The following is a 21017-nucleotide window of genomic DNA, read 5'->3' as shown; positions in this document are numbered from 1 at the left end:
TTTCAATGGCCCTGTACAACAGCATCCTGGACACCATCGGCAATACCCCGGTGGTCAAGCTCAACCGCCTGGCCCCGGCCGGCGTCGATATCTACGTCAAAGTCGAATCGTTCAACCCGGCCGGTTCGGTCAAGGACCGCCTGGCCCTGGCCATCATCCTCGACGCCGAGAAGAAGGGCCTGCTCAAGCCCGGCGACACCATCGTCGAAGCCACCTCCGGCAACACCGGCGTCGCCCTGGCCATGGTGGCCGCCGCGCGCGGCTACAAGTTCGTCGCCACGATGGTGGAAACCTTCTCCATCGAGCGCCGCAAGCTGATGCGCGCCTATGGCGCCAAGGTCATCCTGACCCCGGCCGCCGAGCGCGGCAGCGGCATGGTGCGCAAGGCCAAGGAACTGGCGCAGCAGCACGGCTGGTTCCTGGCCAGTCAGTTCGCCAATCCAGCCAATCCGGCCTATCACCGCCAGACCACCGCCGCCGAGATCCTGCGCGACTTCGCCGGCAAGCGCCTGGACTATTTCGTCAGCGGCTGGGGCACCGGCGGCACCCTGACCGGCGTCGGCGAAGTGCTGAAGCTGGCCCGCCCGGAAACCCGCATCATCGCCACCGAGCCGGCCGGCGCCGCGCTGCTGGCCGGCAAGGATTTCACCCCGCACAAGATCCAGGGCTGGACCCCGGACTTCGTCCCGGAGGTGCTCAACCGCAACGTCTACGACCAGTTGCTGTCGATCCAGGACGAGCGCGCGATTGAAACCTCGCGCCGCCTGGCCGCCGAGGAAGGCATCTTCGTCGGCATTTCCTCCGGCGCCACGGTTGCCAGCGCGCTCGATGTCGCCGCCTCTGCCGAGGCCGGCTCGGTGATCCTGGCGATGCTGCCCGACACCGGCGAGCGCTATTTCTCCACGCCGCTGTTTGCCGACATCAACGACGGCTCCGACGACGACTGGCTGGCCGGCCTTCCGTAATAGCCGTTACTTAACCCGTCAGCAACGCGAAGGCCGCCCATGCGGCCTTCGTGCTTTTCCGTGCCCGTGAATCGCGCCGGATGAGACGCCATGGGCGCAGACTGCAGTTGTGTCCGGCCAGGCGGTAGCCGTCACATCTTTCTCATACATCGCAATGGAAGATCACGGCCATGAACATTGAAGTTTGGCAGGGCGACATCACCGAACTGGCCGTTGACGTCATCGTCAACGCGGCCAATGAAACCCTGCTTGGCGGCGGCGGCGTGGACGGTGCAATCCATCGGGCCGCAGGCCCCGGCCTGCTGCGCGAATGCGAGCAGTTGCCCGAGCTGCGCACCGGAGTGCGTTGTCCTACCGGCGAAGTACGCGCCACCGGCGGCCACAACCTGCCGGCCAAGCACGTGTTCCATACCGTCGGCCCGGTGTGGCGCGATGGTCGCCATGATGAAGCGGCGTTATTGGCCAATTGCTACTGGCAGTCACTGCGGCTGGCCGAGCAGATGGGTCTGGAGTCGATCGCCTTCCCGGCAATCAGCTGCGGCGTGTACGGCTACCCGCTGCACCAGGCGGCGGTCATAGCCGCAACCGAGACCATGACCTGGCAGAAGGGCCATGCGCGGCCTTCGCGGATCGTGTTGGTGGCTTACAACGCGGCGGCGTTCAAGATCTATCAGCAGGCCCTGGCCAGCGCTGGGCCGGCGCAGGAGCAGGCGGGGTCTGTACTGGCGTCGTTTGCGGGTGGGTTTGCGCCTGCGCATTGAGGAGTTTTGGCTATCCAACGGCCAAGCAAAATCAAAGCCTACCCCTCCCCAGCCCTCCCCTTCGCTACGCGAAAGGGAGGGGGCAAGAGCGGCTACCCGCGATCGGCCCGACCTGCATGACCAGCTCCCTCCCTTTGCCACAGGCAAGGGGAGGGTTGGGGAGGGGTAGCTCTTGGCAGCAACCCCATCACCCCAGCTCACCACCTACCCCATAAACCCAGGCATCAAAAAACCCCTGCAGTGAGCGCCCGGCAGCATGCTCCATCGCCTTCTGGAAATCCGCCGTCACCACCGAGCGCCCATCATTGGCCTGCGTGTACTCGCGCAGCCCAAGCCAGAACAGCTCCTCGCCTAATTCCAACCGCAAGCGGTGCAGCACGTAAGCGCCTTTCTTGTAGACCACCGCACGATCATCGGCGCTGGGTTTGTTCCAATCAGGGTATACCAATGGCCGATCAGCGCCCTTCGCGCGCAACGCCAGCAGCCGCTGCTCCCAACCCTGCACCATCGCCTGATACGCCGCTTCGCCCTGCGACTGCTGCAACCATGCAGCGGTCATGAAGTTGGCGAAACCTTCGTTGAGCCAGAAGTGCTCCCAGCCTGCACAGGTAACGCGGTTACCCCACCACTGATGTGCAGCCTCGTGTGCGATCAGGCTGGTCTGGGTGGCATCGGCAAGCACCTCCTGTCCGTAGGCCTCCGACATCAGCGACAGCCCTGCCATTTCCTGGCCGATGGTGCGCTTGACCAAGGCCTGCCGATAGTCGCCCTGGTAGGCCAGACCTGCGCGTTCGGCAAAGAAGTCCAACATGGCGCCGGTGTCGGCGAACAGTTGCCGCAGTTCGCCCTCTGAACGATCCAGCGCGTAGTAATGCAAGGTGTTGCCGGCATGCGCCTGCTGCACATGCCGGTAAGGCGCAGCAGCAAAGCCGTAGACGTAGCCCGGCATCGGCGTGCGCAGCTGCCAGCGGTGCTCGATGCGGCCATCCGGCAATTGCCGCGACGGCAAGGCCTCGCCTACCGCGGCTGTCGTCAGATCCTTGGGCAGGCGCAATGCCAGCAGCAAAGTGGCACGCTCGTCCGGCGCGTTGATCGACGGCATCCATTGGTCGGTGGAGAAGACGGTGTAGACCTCGTTTCGCTCGGCAGCGAACTCCAGACCGAAGCGCGGTTTGCCGTGGTAATGCAAGCGCACGCTGGCTTGTTCGCCGGCATTCAACGCTCGTGCAAGACTGACGGTCAGTTTTCCATCTTCCAGTTGGAAGTCCACCGGATTGCCATTGTGCGTGGCCGAGTCGACGACCAGCGCACCACTGTCCAGAACCAGTTCCTGCAGCGGAGCGATTGCATTGAACCGCACCAGGGTTTCGCCCTGCAGCTGGCCTGCTGCGATATCCAGATCCAAGGTGGTCGCGTAGTGCTGGATATCAAAGCTGCGTGGTTCCGCAGCGAAGGCCGACACAGCCATGGTCGATGCAAACAGCCCAAGCGTGATTCTGCGAGGCATCGGATCCTCCCTGATGGAAAATCCGATTGTAGGGCGTCGAGCTTGTGGGAGCGGCGTAAGCCGCGAAGCTGGAAATGCTCAGGCTGCCTGGAATGAATGCAATGGCAGCCACCCTGGCGGTTTTGTTTGTGCCGGCTTCGCGGCTTACGCCGCTCCTACAAAAAACACTGCAAAACAAAACGCCGGCTGTTGGCCGGCGTTTCGTTCAACTCACGCAGGTTGGCGTATCAGCCTTCCCACTTGCCCTGTGCAGCCAGGCCGTTTTCCTTGGCACGCTCGAACACGGTCTTCTGTGCAGCAGCGTAGTTGCCCTTCATGTCCTTGGCCCACAGCTTCAGTGCAGCCTGCTGCATGGCGCGGCCGTAGGAGAAGCTCAGCGGCCACGGCAAGGTGCCGACCTGGTTCATGGCGTTGAGGTGCGCGGTGGACTGCTCGTCGCTCTGGCCACCGGACAGGAACACCACGCCCGGCAGGATCGCCGGCACGGTCGACTTCAGGCACATCACGGTGGACTCGGCCACTTCCTCGACATCCACCTGCTCGTCGCAGGTCTTGCCCGGGATGACCATCGAGGCCTTCAGGATGGTGCCTTCCAGCACCACGTTCTGCTGGTACAGGGCGTCGAACAGCGAACGCAGGGTCGCTTCGGTGACCTCGTAGCAGGTCTCGATGTCGTGGTCGCCGTCCATGATCACTTCCGGCTCGACCATCGGCACCAGACCGCATTCCTGGCACAGCGCGGCATAACGGGCCAGCGCGTGGGCATTGGACTCGATGCAGGTGCCCGACGGCATGCTTTCACCGATGTTGATCACCGCACGCCACTTGGCGAAACGCGCGCCCAGCTTGTAGTACTCCTGCAGGCGCTCGCGCAGGCCGTCCAGGCCTTCGGTCACCAGCTCACCGGGGCAGCCGGCCAGCGGGTGCGCACCCTTGTCGACCTTGATGCCCGGGATCATGCCGTTGTCGGCCATGTACTTGGCGAACGGCACGCCGTCCTTGGTCGACTGGCGGATGGTTTCGTCGTACAGGATCGCGCCGGAGATGTGCTCGTTGAGCTTCGGCGTGGTCAGCAGCAGCTCGCGGTAGGCACGACGGTTTTCTTCCGTGTTCTCGATGCCGACGCTTGCGAAGCGCTTGGCAATCGTGCCGGTGGATTCGTCAATGGCGATGATGCCCTTGCCCGGGGCGACCATGGCCTGGGCGGTTTCAGCCAGCAGTTCGATGCTCATGAAGTTCCTGTAACAGGGTGCGGGAAAAACCGGATTATAGCCCGACCCGCTCACCGGCTGGCTGCCCGCAAGGTCTGGAACCGGTTTCAGCCTGTCATCTCAGGACAAAAGCTGTCCGCTCCGATCAATTGATGACCGGAGCGGTGGCGTGTTGCTGGCGTCGTTTACAGGTCGCCCAGACCGCTGGCGCGGCCGTCGTTACCTACTTCCAGCAAACGCAGGGTGTTGGTGGCGCCATGGGTTTCCATGTGCTCGCCACTGGTGAACACCACGCGATCACCCGCTTCCAGCAGGTTGGACTCCACCAGCAAGCGGATGCTGCCGCGAGCAGCCTCACGCGGGGTGAAACCACGGCTGTCGAAGTTGATCGGGAACACATCGCGCATCAGCGCCATCTGCCGGCGTGCACCGTCATGGCGGGTGACCGCGTAGATCGGCGACTTGGCGCGGAAGCGCGACAGGTAGCGCGCGGTGCCACCGGATTCGGTCATCGCCACGATGGCGCGCACGCCCACGTGCTGGGCCAGGAACATGGTGCCCATGGCGATGGCCTGGTCGGCGCGCTCCAGGTTGCGCGGCGAGGCATTGAAGTCGGTTTCGGTCTGGAACTGACGCTCGGCACCCAGGCAGATACGGGCCATCGCCTCGACCGCCTTGACCGGATAGGCACCGGCCGCGGTTTCAGCCGACAGCATCACTGCGTCGGTACCGTCGATGACCGAGTTGGCTACGTCCAGCACTTCGGCGCGGGTCGGGATCGGGCTCTCGACCATCGACTGCAGCATCTGCGTGGCGGTAATCACCACCTTGTTCTGCGCCAGCGAGGCCTTGATGATCTTCTTCTGCAGGCCCGGCAGTTCGGCGTCGCCGATCTCCACGCCCAGGTCACCACGCGCCACCATCACCACATCGCTGGCATCGACGATCTCTTCCAGGTTCTCGATGGCTTCGGTGCGCTCGATCTTGGACACCAGCGCGGCGTAGCAGCCATGCGACTCGGCGATCTCGCGCGCGTCATTCATGTCCTGCGCGTTGCGGCAGAACGAGACGGCGATGAAGTCGACGCCGATCTTGGCAACGATGCCGATCAGCTCCTTGTCGCGTTCGGTCAGCGCACCCAGCGACAGACCGCCGCCCTGCTTGTTCAAACCCTTGCGGTCGGACAGCACGCCGTCATTGAGCACGGTGTTGATGATGCGCTCGCCCTGCACTTCAACTACCTGCAGCTGCATCAGGCCGTCGTCGAGCAGCAGCACGTCACCCGGCGCCACATCCTGCGGCAGGCCGAGGTAGCTCACGCCCACCTGGCTGGTATCACCGGCCGGTGCCGAGGTGCTGGCGATCAGGTCGAAACGGTCGCCGGCCTTCAGCGAAATCTTGCCCTCGGCAAAACGCTCGATGCGGATCTTCGGGCCCGGCAGGTCGGCCAGGATGCCGACTTCCACGCCCACACGCTGGGCGGCAGCACGCACGTCGGCGGCACGCTTGGCCTGGCCGGACGGATCGCCGTGGGAGAAGTTCAAACGCACGACGTTGACACCGGCGCGGAACAGATCGTCCAGCACGCCCGGCGCGTCAGTTGCCGGCCCGAGGGTGGCGAGGATCTTGGTGCGGCGCTGACGTTCAATCATTGTGCGTAGTCTCCCTAATAGACCGCCGAAAGTAGCACATCCATTGCATGACAACGATGTCGCATACGATTTCATACGACACTTTCTGCTGTGTCCCAAAGACAGGCCAGACAGTCGGTCTGGACATACCGTACGGTATGACAACGCGGGACCTATAGCTGACTTGCATAGGTCAATAAGCCAGGGTGATAGCTCAGCACGCGGATGTTGCTGTTGCGTGTTGAATCGGGGGAAAGTTTTGCTGCTGCGCAGCAAGAAAAGTTGGCAGCAAAGACATGCCGAGGACATCGGGTGACAACTGGTGCGAGCACGGCACGAACGCCGAGGGCTTCCCCGAAAACCCTTCAGATCGCCATTCCCGCGCAGGCGGGCATGACGATCTGAAATTTTGCTGAGGCCTGTCCGCGTTGTGGCTCCGGATGCCGGAGCCACAAAACATCAAACCCGTCACTCAACCGCGCAACACCGCCGCCAACTCATCCGGCGTCGCTGCCAACGCTCCGGCCCCGGCAGCCTGCAACTCTTCGCGACCACCAAAGCCCCACAGCACGCCGACATTGCGCATGCCATGGTGACGCGCACCTTCGATATCCATGCGGCGGTCACCGATCATCCAGCACTGCGAGGCCTGCAACGACAAACGCTGCAAGGCCTCGGCGATCAACTCCGGCTTGTGGCTGCGTGAGCCATCTTCGGTCGCACCGATGATGTCCTCGAAGCAACCACCAAACGGCAGGTGCTCGACGATGCGCCGTGCATGCGGCTCGTTCTTGGCGGTGACCACGGCCAGCCGATGGCCGGCCGCGTGCAGGCCCTGCACGACCTCACCGATACCGGCGTAGATGTCGTGCTCCTTCCAGCCATGCGCATCGAAGCGTTCGCGGTACAACTCCACCGCACGCTCCACGCGCAGGGCGTCGCCAAACAAGGGCTTGAAGCTGGTACGCAGGGCCGGGCCGATCCACTTGCGCAGCTCGGCATCGCCCGGCACCGGATGCTCCATCTGCTCCAGTGCATAGGCCACGCAGCGGGTGATGCCGACGGCCGAATCAATCAGTGTGCCATCAAGATCGAAGAAGAAAACGTCGCGGCTCACGAGCCGCGAGCCTCCAACGCTGCCACCGCCGGCAAGGTCTTGCCTTCCAGGAACTCCAGGAACGCGCCGCCGCCGGTGGAGATATAGCTCACCTGCTTGGCGATGCCGTACTTGTCGACCGCGGCCAGGGTGTCGCCACCGCCCGCAATCGAGAACGCATTGGAGCTGGCGATGGCCTTGGCCAGTGCTTCCGTACCCTTGCCGAAGGCATCGAACTCGAACACACCGACCGGGCCGTTCCAGACCACCGTGCCGGCTTTTGCAATCAACTCGGCGTACTGCGCAGCGGTCTGCGGACCGATATCCAGAATCATGTCGTCAGCTTCCACCGCAGCAACCGCCTTGACCGTGGCCGGCGCGTCAGCGGCGAACGCCGGTGCCACCACCACGTCGGTCGGCAGCGGGATCTCGGCACCGCGTGCCTTGGCGTCGGCATCGATCTTGCGCGCGGTATCCAGCAGATCGTTCTCAACCAGCGACTTGCCCACGCCATGGCCTTCGGCTGCGATGAAGGTGTTGGCGATGCCGCCACCGACGATCAGCTGGTCGACCTTGCTGACCAGGCTGGACAGCAGTTCCAGTTTGGTCGACACCTTGGAGCCGGCCACGATCGCCAGCAGCGGGCGCGCCGGGTTGGCCAGCGCCTTGTCCAACGCGTCCAGCTCGGCCATCAGCAGCGGGCCGCCAGCAGCAACCGGGGCGAAACGGATCACGCCATGGGTCGAGGCCTGCGCGCGATGCGCCGTACCGAAGGCATCCATCACGAACACGTCGCACAGCGCGGCGTACTTCTGCGACAGCGCCTCGTCATCCTTGCCCTCGCCCACATTCATGCGGCAGTTTTCCAGCAGTACGATCTGGCCCGGGGCCACGTCGACACCGTCCACCCAGTCCTTGACCAGCGGAACGTCCACGCCCAGCAGCTCGGACAGGCGCTTGGCCACCGGTGCCAGCGAATCGGCCTGGCTCCACACGCCTTCCTTGGGGCGGCCCAGGTGCGAGGTCACCAGCACGGCAGCGCCCTTCTCCAGTGCCAGCTTCAGGGTTGGCAGCGAGGCGGTGATGCGCTGCTCGGAGGTGATCTTGCCGTTCTCGTCGATCGGCACGTTCAGATCCTGGCGGATCAATACGCGCTTGCCGGAAAGGTCGAGGTCGGTCATGCGAACGATGGACATGGCAGGATCAGCTCCGCAAAGATGGGGGAAACCGCAATTCTCGCCCGCCCTGCCTGATGGGGCAAACCCAAGGTGCACCGGATGTCACCACGCCTGCCGCAACCCGAGCTGTCCAGCCCCCGCCTGCGCCTGCGCGAAGTCCGGGATGGCGACGCTGCAGCGCTGTTCGCCATCCATAGCGATGCCCGGGTGATGCGCTACTGGAGCTACCCGGCCTGGACCGAACTGGAACAGGCCAAACAGAAGATCGCCGACATCCAGCGCCAGCGCCGCGAACTGGACATGCTGGTCTGGGCGATTGCCGACGCGGACACTGACCTGTTGATAGGCAGCAGCGCCATCTTTCACATGGACCAGATACAGGCGCGCGCCGAGATCGGTTACAGCCTGCATCCCGACTGGCAGGGCCGCGGCCTGGCCAGCGAAGCCCTGCAGTTGGTGCTGGGCTACGTCTTCAACGATCTGGGGCTGCGCCGCATCGAGGCCGACATCGACCCGCGCAACCTGCCCTCCTGTCGCCTCGTCGAAAGGTTCGGCTTCGTCCGCGAAGGCCTGTTGCGCGAGCGCTGGCATGTAAACGGCGAAATCTGCGACAGCGCCATCTACGGCCTGCTACGCCGGGATTTCAATCGATAGAGCCGAGCCATGCTCGGCTGGGGCGTTACCGATGCACTCCCCTTGTGGGAGCGGCGTCAGCCGCGAAGCAGATAAACCCAAAGAGCAAAGAACAACCCCTCCCCGCCCCTCCCCTTCGCTGTGCGAAAGGGAGGGAGATGAGCATGCGAGCTGCATGTGCAAGGCCTCTGCCGAGCATGGCTCGGCACTACATCAGGTGTCTTTTTTATCTGTGCGGCTGCTGCGGATCAGGCTGAATGCAAAGCCCGCTACTGCTGCAGCGCCCAAGACCAGCACCACCCATAGCACGATGTTCTTCCAGTCGCGCGGCGCTTCGGCCTGCTGGTAGGCAGCATCACCGGCACGCTGCGCACCTGCCCCCAGCGTCGCCGCGACCGGCTGCCACTGCGCGCCGTTGTGTGCACGCAAGGCGGCCAGCATCGGATCCAGCGCCGCCTGCGCCTTGCCCTCGTCCGCGCTGCCTGCAACCAACAGGTAAGGCGCACGCCCCTGCGCAAGAAACACCACGCTGCCGGGGCGGTAACCCAGGCGCAACGCTGGCGCGGCAGCAGGCACTGCACCAGGCTCAGCCTGCAGACGCCACTGCCGGTCATCGACGATGCCCGAGGTTTCCAACGGCGGTGAGCGTTGCTGCTTGCCGGCCTGACTCAGATTCCACGCATTCCAGCCACTGGTCAGCGTCTGCCAGACCGGTTCACCGTTGTCGGCGCGCGAGCGGTCCTCATCACGACTGGATACCGTCCAGCTCACCGCGCTATTGGCAGGCATCACCACATCCAGGCGCTGCACCGGGAAGCGGCCCTGCAAACGGTATAGATAACCGTCCTTGCCATTGCCGCCGGCAGCCGCCTGCAACTCCTGCCACTGCCAATCGCCTACCTCGACCGCGTCAGCAAACTCACCGCGCAGCCCCTGCAACTGCGGTGCACCGCTACGCTGCAAGGGCACCAGGCGCAGATAGCGCAAGCCTGACTCGACCCTGATGCTGTTGCTGCGCAGCTCGTTGCCCTGGTTGCGCAGCTGCACCAGCCGCACCTGCGGATCCAGCACCTGCCAGCCACGCAGGTCATCGCTGCCTTCAAGGCGATAACCAAGATCCAGCGTCGCCGCCGTGTCATTCCAATCAACCAGCAGTTTGTGCAGCTTGCCCGCCTCGTCACCAAGATCGACCAGCCATACCGGGTCGGCGCTACCAACCGCAGGTGTCGCACCTACCGAATTGCGGATCGACACCACTTTGCCAGCGGTATCGCGTTCCACCACGATGCTCAGGTCCTCATCGCCGCCCGCGCTGGCTGCAGGTAGTGCAAACCATTGCAGCGGCGCGATACGCAGCGCACCACCAAGCGGTGTTGCAGCGGCATACACCGCGCTGGCCACCGGCTTGCCGTCGGCATCGATCACCCGTACATCGCGCAGGTCACGCCAATGCACCGCCGAATACACCGTTGCATCCAGCGGCACCCGGTAGGCGCCTGCATCAGGCTGCGACAACTGCAGCGGCCACTGCCGGGCGAAGTCATCGGCGGCAATTGCACTGAAGGGCAACAAGGCCAGTACCAGCAGGCGCTTGATCATGCAGATGTTTCCTCGTTGTTTGTTTCAGTACCCACCCGACGCGGCGGTGCTGGTGCCAGCCAGCCGACCAGGGTGCACAGCAGGCCATAGGCGATGAAGGCACCAATACCCAGCAGATCGCCTAGATTGCCGCGATCGATCAGCAGCAACTTGGCCAACACCACGCTCATCAGGATGGCACCGGCCAGCCACAGTCCCCACTGGCCTCGACGCGAGCCGGAGATCCAGCCGATCACACCCAGCAGGCTCCAGACCACGGTCAGGCTGGTCTGCGCCAACTTGCTGCCGAGCAGACTGTCGCTCCACGGCACATCGCCCCAGTGGTGCACCGCACGCAGCGTCATCACCGTCACCAGTACCAGCGCGGCCACTGCCGTGCCCACCAGCTGCATCGGCAACGCTGCCACGCCCGCATTCTGGCGCAGGCGCATCGCCAGCAAGGCAAGCACGGCGATCTCGGCCAGCTCCAGCGGGTTCAACACAACAATCCACGGCAACGGCGCAGCCGAGCCGGAGCTGGTCAGCGAGGTCAGCCACCACAAGCCCAGTGCCGCGAACACTGCGATCTGCAAGGCCTTGCGATAGCCATCAAACGCTGCGCCCAAGGGCTGCGACAACCACGCCCAGCGGTACATGGACAACACCGCCAGCAGCAGCCACGGCAGTGCCAGCAGCATGCCCACCCAACCTTCGGCCAGCGCGAAGCGGTCGCCGATATGCCAGGCCAACAACGACAGCACGGTCGGCCACAGCAACCACCAGGCCAACTGTGCCAGACCAGCGACCGTACCGCTGCCAGCGCGCAGGCACATCAGGCTGCGCACACCCAGAACGGCGAAAACTGCCCACGCCAACGCGCCGTAACCGGCGAATGGCTGCCCGTACTCGGACACCTGCAGGAAGGCCACCGGGAAGGCCATCACCAACGCGCCCAGCGTGGTCAAGGACAGCGCCAACGCCGGTGCGCGACGCTGCACCTCCGCGGCCAGCCAACCGGTCACACCAAGCAATAGCAAGACCGCATGCAGACGACTGTCGATCTCGACGAAATCACCGATTTCCAGGATCACGTTGCCCAGCCACCATGCCAATGCCCACAGATAGGCGACCGTCGCAACCTGCGGATTGCCTGCCCGTCGGTACCACCATGCGGTGGCGAAGCCGGCCACGGCGATCAGCAAGGCGCCCATGAAGGCGGCGTTGGCAATGGCAGTGGTCGCGCTGGAATAGCTACCCGACACGCCAATAGCCAACGCCGCGGCGGCAACCAACTGCAGACCAAGGCCGGTCCAGCGCGCCAAGCGGCGATCCTGGGTCAAGCCCAACCAGACCAGACCCGCGCCTTCCAGCGCGAACACCGATGCCGTCGCCTTGGCCGACAACGCCAGCGGCACCGCCAAGGTGGCGAAGCCCACGGCGAGAATGGCGTAGCCGCGTGCCAGCACATTCATGCGTTCGTTGTTGATCAGCGCGCGCGCCAACACTGCATACAGTGCAGCCACACCCAATGCGCAGAATGCCAAGGGCATGCGATCGCCCTGCAACAACGCGGCCTGCAGCGAGAATGCGACCAGCGGCGTACCAAACAACAGACAGCCATCAATGCGCGCACTGCCAGCGCTGCTGGCCTTGCGGGCATACAACAAGGGCAACAACAGATAAAACACGAAGAACAACACCAGGAATGGCTCGGTGCTGTTGAAATTGGCCGGGGTGTACTTCAACACGCCCCAGGCCGTGCCAATGCCCCAGGTGAAGACAAACCCCAGCAGGTTGAGGATGCGCCACGGCCGCACCCAGGCGATGGCGAAGATGCCGGCATTGAGCAGTGCGTAGTACGAGAACAGGGCTACATGATTGCCACTGCCGTCGGACAACCAGATCGGCGCCATGAAGCCGGCCAGCACGCCAAGGATGGCCAGGGTTTTGCTCTCCTGCAGCACCGCCATCACCGACAGGCCGGCAATCAGCACCACACTCAATGCGAAGGCAGCACCCGTGCCGATCATTCCGTAGTTCTTGCAGGCGGAGAACACCACCAGCAACAGGATGCCGATCATGCCGCCCTGCATCGCCAGGGCGAAGCTGCGATGGCTTTCGCGTTTGCGCCAGGCGAATACCAATCCGGCCAATGCCGCTGCACTGATGCCAGCCAGCTTCAGGCTGACCGGCACGGTGAACCAGCCCTGGTCAGTGGCGTACTTGAGCAACGCCGCCACGCCCGCCAGCAGCACCAGCATGCCGACCTTGACCGGCACATTGCCGCTGGTCAGCCATTGCTTGGCATAGGCGACTGCACGTTCGACGAAATTGGGTTCGGCCGGTGGGACGGGTTCGACCGGTGTCCAGGTCTGCTGCGGCGCCGGCTCACGGCGCTCGGGCACCGGACGGCGAGGTGCGCTTGCCAGCGGGTCGAGCGGGTCAAGCTTGGGCGGCAAGGGTGGAGGCGCTGGCGCCGCAGCCACAGGTTCTGGCGCGGAGGCCGGCGCAGCGGCCACCGCTGGCTCGACAATGGAATCAGCCGGATCGACCTCCGGCTCCATCCACGCATAGGGCTGGACTGCCTCGGCGCGCTGCGGCCGTGGGGCTTCGGTGCCAACAGCATCCAAACGCTCCTCCAGCGCAGCCACGCGGCGCTTGAGCGAAGACACCGATACCAAGGCCGCCACCAGCAACACCGGCATCGCCAGCGCGGCCAGTACCAGCAGCACTATCAACAACACCCAACCCTCGTCCATTGATCATCCTTGTGCACCTGAACGTGCTGCATCACCTTATCCGCGCCACCTGAAAACGCAAGGTGCCCCCAGTCAGCTTCAGCCCGCCCCGCAGCGCAATGTCGTTGGCCCAAGCGTTTGAGCCACGTTGAGCCCCAGACTGCACTTTACTTTTGTGGGAGCGGCGTAAGCCGCGAAGCCACTACATCATCAGATGGCATGGATACCGAAGGCTTCAGCATCCTCAGCTTCGCGGCTTACACCGCTCCTACAGAACAATGCCCGCGCAGCAACAGGAGTGCGGCCCAGCCGGCCTCTTTGTAGGAGCGGCGTAAGCCGCGAAGCCGCTACATCATCAGATGGCACAGATACCAAGGGCTTCAGCAGCCTCAGCTTCGCGGCTTACGCCGCCCCTACAGAACGATGCTCACGCAATACTGGTATCGGCTTGGTGGGCGGGTGGTGATTGGACAGCATCAGCCTTGCAGCGAGGCGTCCTCGGCATCGCGCTGGCGATCATCGAAGTCAGTGCGGGCCTGATCCATCTGCGGCTGGTGCGCCCAGGCCCACTGCAGCAAGGCATCCACCGGCTGAAGCAGTGATTGCCCCAATCCGGTCAACGCGTAATCGACCTGCGGCGGCACGGTCGGGTAGACACTGCGGCTGACCAGTCCGTCCCGTTCCAAGCCCCGCAGCGTCCGCGCAAGCATGCGCGGCGACACGCCCCTCAATTCACGCCGCAACTGATTGAAGCGGCGCGGTTGTTCGCGCAGTGCGATTACCGCCAGCAGGCTCCATTTCTCGCCGACACGGTCCAGCAGCAAGCGCACCTGCTGGCAATACGCAGCGTCGCCAGCCGCCGCCGGTCCGGTATCACCGGTGTGAGTAACTGCCATCGGCGTGCCTCCTTGTGGTGTAGAACCGCGCACCCATCAATAGAGCATGTCGACGCAGGCGGGCGCCAGCCCACCAACGCGGCCCCAACAACCAAGGAGTCACCGATGTCCAACCTGATCCTCCGCAATGAACCGCTGGGCAACCCCTGGCCGGGCACCGATCCTTTCCTGTTCTGCGCCCATCACCTGGACCGGTATCCGCCAGCCACCGCCGAGCAGGGCGTGGACATGCGCCAGCTGGGCGGCCGTGAGCTTGGCCATGACTTCAGCGGCAAAGATGGCTTCAGCATGTACCACGGGGTCAACGTGCCGGGCTTCCCTGCGCACCCGCACCGGGGTTTTGAAACCATCACCATCGTGCCGCAGGGACTGGTGGACCACGCAGATTCATTGGGCGCGACCGCGCGCTACGGTGACGGTGATGTGCAATGGCTTACTGCCGGTGGCGGTACCCAGCATTCGGAGATGTTCCCGCTGCGTTCGCGCGAGCACGCCAATCCGCTGGATCTGTACCAGATCTGGCTGAACCTGCCGCCACACAACAAGATGGCCGATCCTGAGTTCGTGATGCTGTGGGGCGAGAACATTCCCCACTACCGCATCGACGGCGTCGAGGTGAAAGTGATTGCAGGCCGCTATGTGCCGCAGGAAGCCGGCCATGCCGAACTCGTGCCGCTGGCGCCGGGGCGCAGCTCATGGGCGGCCAATCCTGAAGGCGATGTCGCCGTCTGGCAGATCACCTTGCAGCCGGGTGCTTCGGTGACCTTGCCGCCAGCAAGCGGGCAAGGCACGCGACGTACGCTGTACTTCCATGACGGCAGGCAGTTGCTGGTGGACGCTGATGTGATCAGCGGGCCGCGCTTGCTGGAAGTGGCGGCAGGCAATGCCTTGCCGCTGCATAACAATGGCGAGGACGTGGTGCAGATACTGTTGTTGCAGGGCGTGCCGATCGGCGCGCCGGTGGTGGCGTACGGCCCGTTCGTGATGAATACCGCCGAGGAGATCGAACAGGCGCGGCGGGATTATGGCCGCACCCAGTTCGGTGGCTGGCCGTGGTCGAGCCATGGCCCGGTGCACGCGGCTGGGCAGGGACGGTTTGCCAAGCATCCGGGCAGTGATGGGATTGAGTTGCCGCCTTCGGAGTAAAAGGCGGGCGAGTGTGTCACTTGCAACAGCGGGTAACCCGGGCAAGGAACTGGAGCACAAGCAGTAGCAACAGCACCCCTCCCAACCCTCCCCTTCGCCTACGGCGAAAGGGAGGGCTCTACAAAAGCAGAACGGGCGCCTTTCGGCGCCCGTTCTGTTTACAGCGGTTGCGTGGATCAGGCGGCGACGACGCGCACCATTTCCAGGCACTTGTTGGAGTAGCCCCACTCGTTGTCGTACCAGCTGACCAGCTTGACGAAGGTGCTGTCCAGGGCGATACCGGCTTCGGCATCGAACACGGAGGTGTGGGTCTCGCCACGGAAGTCGGTGGCAACCACCTTGTCTTCGGTGTAACCGAGGATGCCCTTCAGCGCGCCTTCGCTCTGTGCCTTCACTTCGGCGCAGATTTCAGCGTAGGTGGCTTCCTTCTCCAGCTCGACGGTCAGGTCGACCACCGACACGTCCGAGGTCGGCACGCGGAAGCTCATGCCGGTCAGCTTCTTGTTCAATTCCGGGATCACCACGCCCACGGCCTTGGCAGCACCGGTGGAGGACGGAATGATGTTTTCCAGGATGCCGCGACCGCCGCGCCAGTCCTTGTTGGACGGGCCGTCAACGGTCTTCTGGGTAGCGGTGGCAGCGTGCACGGTGGTCATCAGGCCACGCTTGATGCCCCACTTGTCGTTGATGACCTTGGCCAGCGGGGCCAGGCAGTTGGTGGTGCACGAGGCGTTGGAGACGATGCTCTGGCCAGCGTAGGTCTTGTGGTTCACGCCGAACACGAACATCGGCGTGTCGTCCTTGGACGGGGCCGACAAGATCACCTTCTTGGCACCTGCGTCGAGGTGCTTCTGCGCGGTTTCCTTGGTCAGGAACAGGCCGGTGGACTCGATCACCACGTCCACGCCCACTTCGTCCCACTTCAGGTTGGCCGGGTCGCGCTCCTGGGTCAGGCGGATCTTCTTGCCGTTGACCAGCAGGTCGCTGCCCGACACTTCCACGTCCGCCTTGAAACGGCCATGCACGGAGTCGTACTTGAGCATGTAAGCCAGGTAATCCGGCTCCAGCAGATCATTGATGGCCACGATCTCGATGTCGTTGCCGAAGTTCAACACTGCCGAACGCAGCACATTGCGCCCGATGCGACCGAAACCGTTGATGCCGACCTTGATTGCCATGTTCACAAGCTCCTGCAGCCGCAAAGCCGTTGCGGCGGGGTGGAAAGGGGACGCCATTCTAGCAGGACCCATGCCCGCTCCGTGGCCGTCTGCCCTACCACCGCAGCTGAGCGCCAGCTGAGCGCAAACCCCTGTTTGATCAGGATCAAAGCGCCCCCCGGGCGCCATCCGGACACTGGTGCCACCTCCACCAAGTAACGGAATTACACATGCGCAAGACCTCCGCCCTGCTGCTTTCCGCCATGGCCGCCGCCGTGTCCCTGGCTGCCGCCGCCCCCGCCATGGCCCAGTCCAAGGGCGATTGGACCCTGGGCGTCGGCGTCCACGCGGTTGACCCGAAGTCCGATGCCGGCGATCTGAATGGCGCCGCGCTGGGCTTGGGCAAGCTGTCCACCAAGGTCGATAGCGACGTCAAGCCGACCGTCACCTTTGAGTACTTCGTCGCCGACAACATCGGTATCGAAGTGCTGGCAGCGCTACCGTTCAAGCACGACGTCAGCATCGACGGCGTCGGCAAGGTCGGCGAAACCAAGCAGCTGCCGCCGGTGGTCTCGCTGCAGTACCACTTCGCCAACAGCAGCAAGGTCACCCCGTTCGTCGGCCTGGGCGTGAACTACACCAAGTTCTTCAGCACCGACAGCAAGGGCGCGCTGGCTGGCACCAAGCTCAAGCTGGAAGACTCGTGGGGCCTGGCTGCCCACGCAGGCCTGGACTTCGCCGTCAGCGACAAGGGCGCGCTGCGCGTTGACATGCGCTGGGCCGACATCGACACCAAGGTGAAGGTCAACGGCAACAAGCTGGGCACCGCCAAAATCGATCCGCTGGTCTACGGCGTGGCATACGTCTTCAAGTTCTGAGACTGGCCGCAGTTGCTGGGCAAGTAGATATTGTCCTCCCCCAGCGAACACCCCCCGGCCACAACCGGGGGGGGTGTTTCGCCTTCTCGCGCACGTAGCCGATGGCAGCACAGCCGTTAGAATGGCGGCATGAACAAGCTCCACCGTCTCCTGATGCCGGCACTGGGCATCGCCATCGCTGTCTCCGCAACCCTCCCCGGCCAGGCACTGGCTTGGGGCTCGCAAGGCCACCGCCTGGTCGCACGGGTCGCCGAAACCCGCCTGGACCCCCAGGCCAAGACCGAAATCGATCGACTGTTGGCAAGCGAGCCCGGCGCCAGCCTCAGCAGCATCGCGCCGTGGGCAGACCAACTGCGCGCGAACGACCCCGATCTGGGCAAGAAGTCGGCCGGCTGGCACTACGTCAACATGGCTGAAGACGGCTGCAACTTCTCCCCTACCAAGCACTGCCGCAACGGCAACTGCGTGGTGGGCGCCCTGCAGCAGCAAAGTGAAATCCTGGCCAACCGCCGGCTCAGCGACGCCGAACGCCTGCAGGCACTCAAGTTCGTCGTGCACCTGGTCGGCGACCTGCACCAACCCCTGCACGCCGGCTATGGTCACGACCGCGGCGGGAACAACTACCAGCTGCAGTTCAACGGGCGCGGTACCAATCTGCACTCGGTATGGGACAGCGGCATGTTCTATCCGCTGCAGCTGAACGACGACCAGTTCCTGCAACGCCTGCAGGCGCTGCCGGCCCCCAGCGGTGTGCGCACACCGGACCTGCAGCGCGATCCCGCCCTGTGGGCCGAGCAGACCTGCCGCATCGCCACCCGCAAAGGCCTGTACCCTGACGGTCACAAGATCGACGAGCGTTACACCGCCGTGTGGGAACCGGTCGCCGAAGCACAGCTTCGTCTGGGCGGCGAACAGCTGGCTGCGCTGCTGAACCAACTGCTCGATACTCCCTGAGCAATCAACGCGCCTGCACCACGTGCAGGCGCATGTTCAGTGCAAGGCGTCCTCGCGCCGCACCATTGCCCTGCCCTCAATCACCTCGAAAGTGAAGGCATAGACCAGGGTTACCGGCACTACCTCGATACGTGAGGCGTTACTGCAGTCTCCGTTCGACGGCGCCTGCACACCCGCAGCGTAATGACAGACGGCAGCCGGCTCGAACGACCAACCGGAAGTGGCTACCAGCGCCGCCTGCAGCAGGCCTGCGTTGGCCGCGTCACTTCCCGCGCCACACGCCGAATGCGCCAACAGCGGCGCGCTGCGTTCCACTCGCCCCTGCGCATCAAGGATGACATTCACGCATACCGTGGTGGCATCCAGCGAACGTTTTGCGTACTCCGACGGCAACACTGGATCATCGGCAGTTACGGCAACCGGCATGCGGAAGCTTTCCGTGGCGGCCAACTGATAGGGCTGTATCTCGCCTGCACCACCGGAAGATTCCGGCGTCAGCATCTGCCGGTGCTGGTTGAGGTTGAAACTGCTGCTCGCCTGCTCTTTCTGCGGCTGCGTCGCACAGCCTGCAAGCACCAACACCAGCAGCATCACCGCATAACCACGCACCTCAGCCATTGCTCTGGGTTTCGGAGTAATGCATTTCCTCATCATCCATATCGAACGAGATCGGTACGCGGATAAGGCCGGCGACCGGCTTGCCATCCTTCATCGCCGGCGTGAAACGCCACTGCCTTGCAGCGGCAATCGACACTTCCTCGAACACGCCCTTGGGATGCGCCTCGGTAACGACCACGTCGGTCGCCCGGCCTTCGGCATCCACCGCGATACGCAGCACTACCTTGCCCGTGGTGCGGCTGTCGATCGCAGCGCGCGGATAGCTGGGCGGCGGCATCCGCCCGGCATTCTGCAAGGCAACCTGTTCGGTCTTGCCGGATGCTGCCGATACGATGGCCGGATCTCCAGCCGCCAGGGCAATCGATCGCAGCTCCAGCCCCCAGGTTGAGCGCCCGTCTGCGGTGGACACTTCGATACCTGCTGCCACATCAGGTTTGATCAGCAACGTCGGCGACGAGATCAGATCACCATTCGCCTTCACCGTGCCTTTCAGCGTGAGCATGCCGTCGGCGGCAGGCTGCAAGGTGAACTCCGCTGCCCACTGCACGCCCTTGTCCGAGCTGGCACTGAAAGAGAACGGCGTGCCTGCCGACTGCTGCAGCTCAAAGCGCTGCTTGGTGCCTTCCAGCGTCGCTTCCACGAAGGTGGCATAGACCGTGCCCTTGCCGGTCGTCGTCGAGGTCGATGAAGAAGACGATGTGGACGTCGACGAAGATGTGGACACCGCCTTGCCCGGCTGCGCGGCCCAGGCGGTGTAGCCGAAAGCGGACGACAAGCCCACCGACAGCACCAACATGGCACACCACTGCTTCCTGCCCGGTACGGGACGCTTCAACATGGCAATACGCTCCTTCAATGGATGATGGTTCTGCCAGTGACACCCCACCGGCAACGGGGACGCGGCCAGCCCGGTCTTGAGCATGGCCTCGCCGTAACTGCGGCGTGCGCCCGATACGCGGGCGATCACACGTTCATCGCAGGACAATTCCTGGTCTTCGCGGCAGCAACGCAAGGCGAACAACAACAACGGGTTGAACCAGTACAGGCACTGCAACAGCGCCAGCAATGCGTTGATCGCGATGTCGCCGCGTTGCAGATGCACGCGCTCATGCAGCAACACCAGTTGCTGCTCGATCGGCAGATAGCGTTCTTCGAAACCGGCCGGCAGCACGATCCGCGGTCGCAGCAATCCCATAGCCGCAGGTAAGCCCGCCACGGCCTGTGCCTGCCATAGCCCGTCATCGCGTTGACTGAGGCGCCCCAGCCCGCGCTGGAAACTCCGCTGCTGGCGATACAGATGCACTGCCATCAACAGCCCCCCGGCCAACCATGTGCAGCACAGCCACAGCGGCCAATGCGCAATCACCGCAGGACCAGCAACCACTGCCTGCCCGACCTGCACCGCGACATCGCTGACCCGCATCGGCACGGGCGCCACCTGTGGCGCGGGAAACAGCACGGCCAGCAGGGTCACAGGCAACAGCAGCCACAGCAGGTAAGCAGCACTTGCCCCGAGCCAGTGCCGCAAGGGCCTGCGCAGGATCAGTGCCAGCGCAACCGCCGCACTGCTGGCCAAGGTGGTCTTCAACAACAGCGCCAGGATCTCAGTGCTGCTCATCGTCGAGCCCCTCCAGCAGTTTGCGCAGCTCGGCCACGTCTTCGCGGCTGAGCCGCTGGTGCTGGCTGAAATGGGCGACCAGCGGCGCAACCCGGCCATCAAACAGGCGCTCGATCAGGCTGCTGCTCTCTTCCAGCAACCAGGCATCGCGCTGTACCAACGGCGTGTACAGGAAGCGCCGGCCGTCCTTGGTTGCACTGATGGCGGCCTTGTTGAGCAGACGGTTGAGCAGAGTCTTGACCGTAGCTTCGGCCCAGTCATTGCCGCCGGGCAGTCGCGCGATGACCTCGTCGGCGGACAGCGGGTGCTGACCCCACAGGACTTCCATGACAACGGCCTCGGCCTCGCTGATACGGATCATCGTTTACGCCTGTAATTTTTTACGATTACACGAGTAAACGAAAGCCTTGTCAAGCCCTCACCAAGTGATTCAGGGGGGACATGCTGTAATG

18 protein-coding genes are annotated in these 21017 nt (G+C 63.9%); 6 read left to right on the top strand and 12 right to left on the bottom strand.

The window, feature by feature from the left end; all coding sequences use genetic code 11:
• The first annotated feature begins 5 nt into the window (after positions 1–5).
• Entirely contained in the window at positions 6–965 is a 960-nt protein-coding gene (gene cysK, locus ACVOLS_RS08820; RefSeq protein WP_481545325.1) for a cysteine synthase A, read from the top strand.
• A 170-nt stretch (positions 966–1135) separates the two neighbouring features.
• Positions 1136–1726 carry an O-acetyl-ADP-ribose deacetylase gene (locus ACVOLS_RS08815; RefSeq protein ID WP_481545324.1) on the top strand — a complete coding sequence of 197 codons (591 nt, stop codon included), beginning with the start codon at positions 1136–1138 and terminating at the stop codon, positions 1724–1726.
• 187 nt (positions 1727–1913) lie between these two features.
• Here ACVOLS_RS08815 and ACVOLS_RS08810 read toward each other — a convergent pair whose 3' ends face one another.
• The 5 genes from ACVOLS_RS08810 to ACVOLS_RS08790 all read right to left on the bottom strand — a co-directional run bounded on the left by ACVOLS_RS08810 (position 1914) and on the right by ACVOLS_RS08790 (position 8367).
• Positions 1914–3233, bottom strand: a complete 1320-nt coding sequence (locus ACVOLS_RS08810; RefSeq protein WP_481545323.1) for a M1 family metallopeptidase — start codon at positions 3231–3233, stop codon at positions 1914–1916.
• Between the two features lie 227 nt (positions 3234–3460).
• A complete protein-coding gene (locus tag ACVOLS_RS08805; RefSeq protein ID WP_282271310.1) occupies positions 3461–4465 on the bottom strand; it encodes a class I fructose-bisphosphate aldolase in 1005 nt (334 codons plus the stop codon).
• A gap of 164 nt (positions 4466–4629) precedes the next feature.
• The gene (gene pyk / locus ACVOLS_RS08800; RefSeq protein ID WP_481545322.1) at positions 4630–6096 is read right to left on the bottom strand and encodes a pyruvate kinase; all 1467 of its coding nucleotides are present in this window, start codon (positions 6094–6096) and stop codon (positions 4630–4632) included.
• 451 nt (positions 6097–6547) lie between these two features.
• The gene (locus tag ACVOLS_RS08795; protein WP_481545321.1) at positions 6548–7192 is read right to left on the bottom strand and encodes an HAD-IA family hydrolase; all 645 of its coding nucleotides are present in this window, start codon (positions 7190–7192) and stop codon (positions 6548–6550) included.
• Positions 7189–8367 carry a phosphoglycerate kinase gene (locus ACVOLS_RS08790; protein ID WP_481545320.1) on the bottom strand — a complete coding sequence of 393 codons (1179 nt, stop codon included), beginning with the start codon at positions 8365–8367 and terminating at the stop codon, positions 7189–7191. Before ACVOLS_RS08790 ends, ACVOLS_RS08795 begins: the two co-directional genes overlap by 4 nt.
• An 81-nt stretch (positions 8368–8448) precedes the next feature.
• Between ACVOLS_RS08790 and ACVOLS_RS08785 the strand changes: the two genes are divergently transcribed.
• On the top strand, positions 8449–9003 hold the full coding sequence (locus tag ACVOLS_RS08785; RefSeq protein WP_481545319.1) for a GNAT family N-acetyltransferase: 555 nt from the start codon (positions 8449–8451) through the stop codon (positions 9001–9003).
• Between the two features lie 192 nt (positions 9004–9195).
• Here ACVOLS_RS08785 and ACVOLS_RS08780 read toward each other — a convergent pair whose 3' ends face one another.
• The 3 genes from ACVOLS_RS08780 to ACVOLS_RS08770 form a co-directional block, all read right to left on the bottom strand.
• Positions 9196–10581: a DUF3999 family protein gene (locus ACVOLS_RS08780; RefSeq protein WP_481545318.1), complete on the bottom strand. Its 1386-nt coding sequence runs from the start codon at positions 10579–10581 to the stop codon at positions 9196–9198.
• Positions 10578–13319, bottom strand: a complete 2742-nt coding sequence (locus ACVOLS_RS08775; RefSeq protein ID WP_481545317.1) for a DUF2339 domain-containing protein — start codon at positions 13317–13319, stop codon at positions 10578–10580. The genes ACVOLS_RS08780 and ACVOLS_RS08775 overlap by 4 nt, the downstream gene beginning before the upstream one ends.
• A 455-nt stretch (positions 13320–13774) precedes the next feature.
• Positions 13775–14194, bottom strand: coding sequence for a winged helix-turn-helix transcriptional regulator (locus ACVOLS_RS08770; RefSeq protein WP_481545316.1), 420 nt, complete (start codon positions 14192–14194; stop codon positions 13775–13777).
• Between the two features lie 105 nt (positions 14195–14299).
• On the opposite strand from ACVOLS_RS08770, the gene ACVOLS_RS08765 reads away from it, so the two are divergent.
• Positions 14300–15340: a pirin family protein gene (locus ACVOLS_RS08765; RefSeq protein WP_481545315.1), complete on the top strand. Its 1041-nt coding sequence runs from the start codon at positions 14300–14302 to the stop codon at positions 15338–15340.
• 176 nt (positions 15341–15516) lie between these two features.
• Here the strand turns inward: ACVOLS_RS08765 and gap are convergent, their stop codons facing one another.
• Entirely contained in the window at positions 15517–16518 is a 1002-nt protein-coding gene (gene gap, locus ACVOLS_RS08760) for a type I glyceraldehyde-3-phosphate dehydrogenase (RefSeq protein ID WP_057629111.1), read from the bottom strand.
• A 209-nt stretch (positions 16519–16727) separates the two neighbouring features.
• Here gap and ACVOLS_RS08755 point away from each other — a divergent pair, with 209 nt between their 5' ends.
• Both ACVOLS_RS08755 and ACVOLS_RS08750 read left to right on the top strand, forming a co-directional pair.
• The gene (locus ACVOLS_RS08755; protein WP_481545314.1) at positions 16728–17375 is read left to right on the top strand and encodes an OmpW/AlkL family protein; all 648 of its coding nucleotides are present in this window, start codon (positions 16728–16730) and stop codon (positions 17373–17375) included.
• Between the two features lie 129 nt (positions 17376–17504).
• Positions 17505–18329 carry a S1/P1 nuclease gene (locus ACVOLS_RS08750; protein WP_481545313.1) on the top strand — a complete coding sequence of 275 codons (825 nt, stop codon included), beginning with the start codon at positions 17505–17507 and terminating at the stop codon, positions 18327–18329.
• Between the two features lie 36 nt (positions 18330–18365).
• Here ACVOLS_RS08750 and ACVOLS_RS08745 read toward each other — a convergent pair whose 3' ends face one another.
• From ACVOLS_RS08745 to ACVOLS_RS08735, 3 genes are read right to left on the bottom strand one after another with little or no spacing between them, the layout of a single operon-like run.
• The gene (locus ACVOLS_RS08745) at positions 18366–18947 is read right to left on the bottom strand and encodes a hypothetical protein (RefSeq protein WP_481545312.1); all 582 of its coding nucleotides are present in this window, start codon (positions 18945–18947) and stop codon (positions 18366–18368) included.
• On the bottom strand, positions 18940–20565 hold the full coding sequence (locus tag ACVOLS_RS08740) for a TonB family protein (protein ID WP_481545311.1): 1626 nt from the start codon (positions 20563–20565) through the stop codon (positions 18940–18942). The genes ACVOLS_RS08745 and ACVOLS_RS08740 overlap by 8 nt, the downstream gene beginning before the upstream one ends.
• Positions 20552–20926 carry a BlaI/MecI/CopY family transcriptional regulator gene (locus ACVOLS_RS08735; protein ID WP_481545310.1) on the bottom strand — a complete coding sequence of 125 codons (375 nt, stop codon included), beginning with the start codon at positions 20924–20926 and terminating at the stop codon, positions 20552–20554. The genes ACVOLS_RS08740 and ACVOLS_RS08735 overlap by 14 nt, the downstream gene beginning before the upstream one ends.
• Positions 20927–21017: the final 91 nt, after the last annotated feature.

It is taken from the genome of Stenotrophomonas sp. STEN038, assembly GCF_056759895.1.
This window is presented reverse-complemented; position numbering and strand designations above follow the sequence as displayed.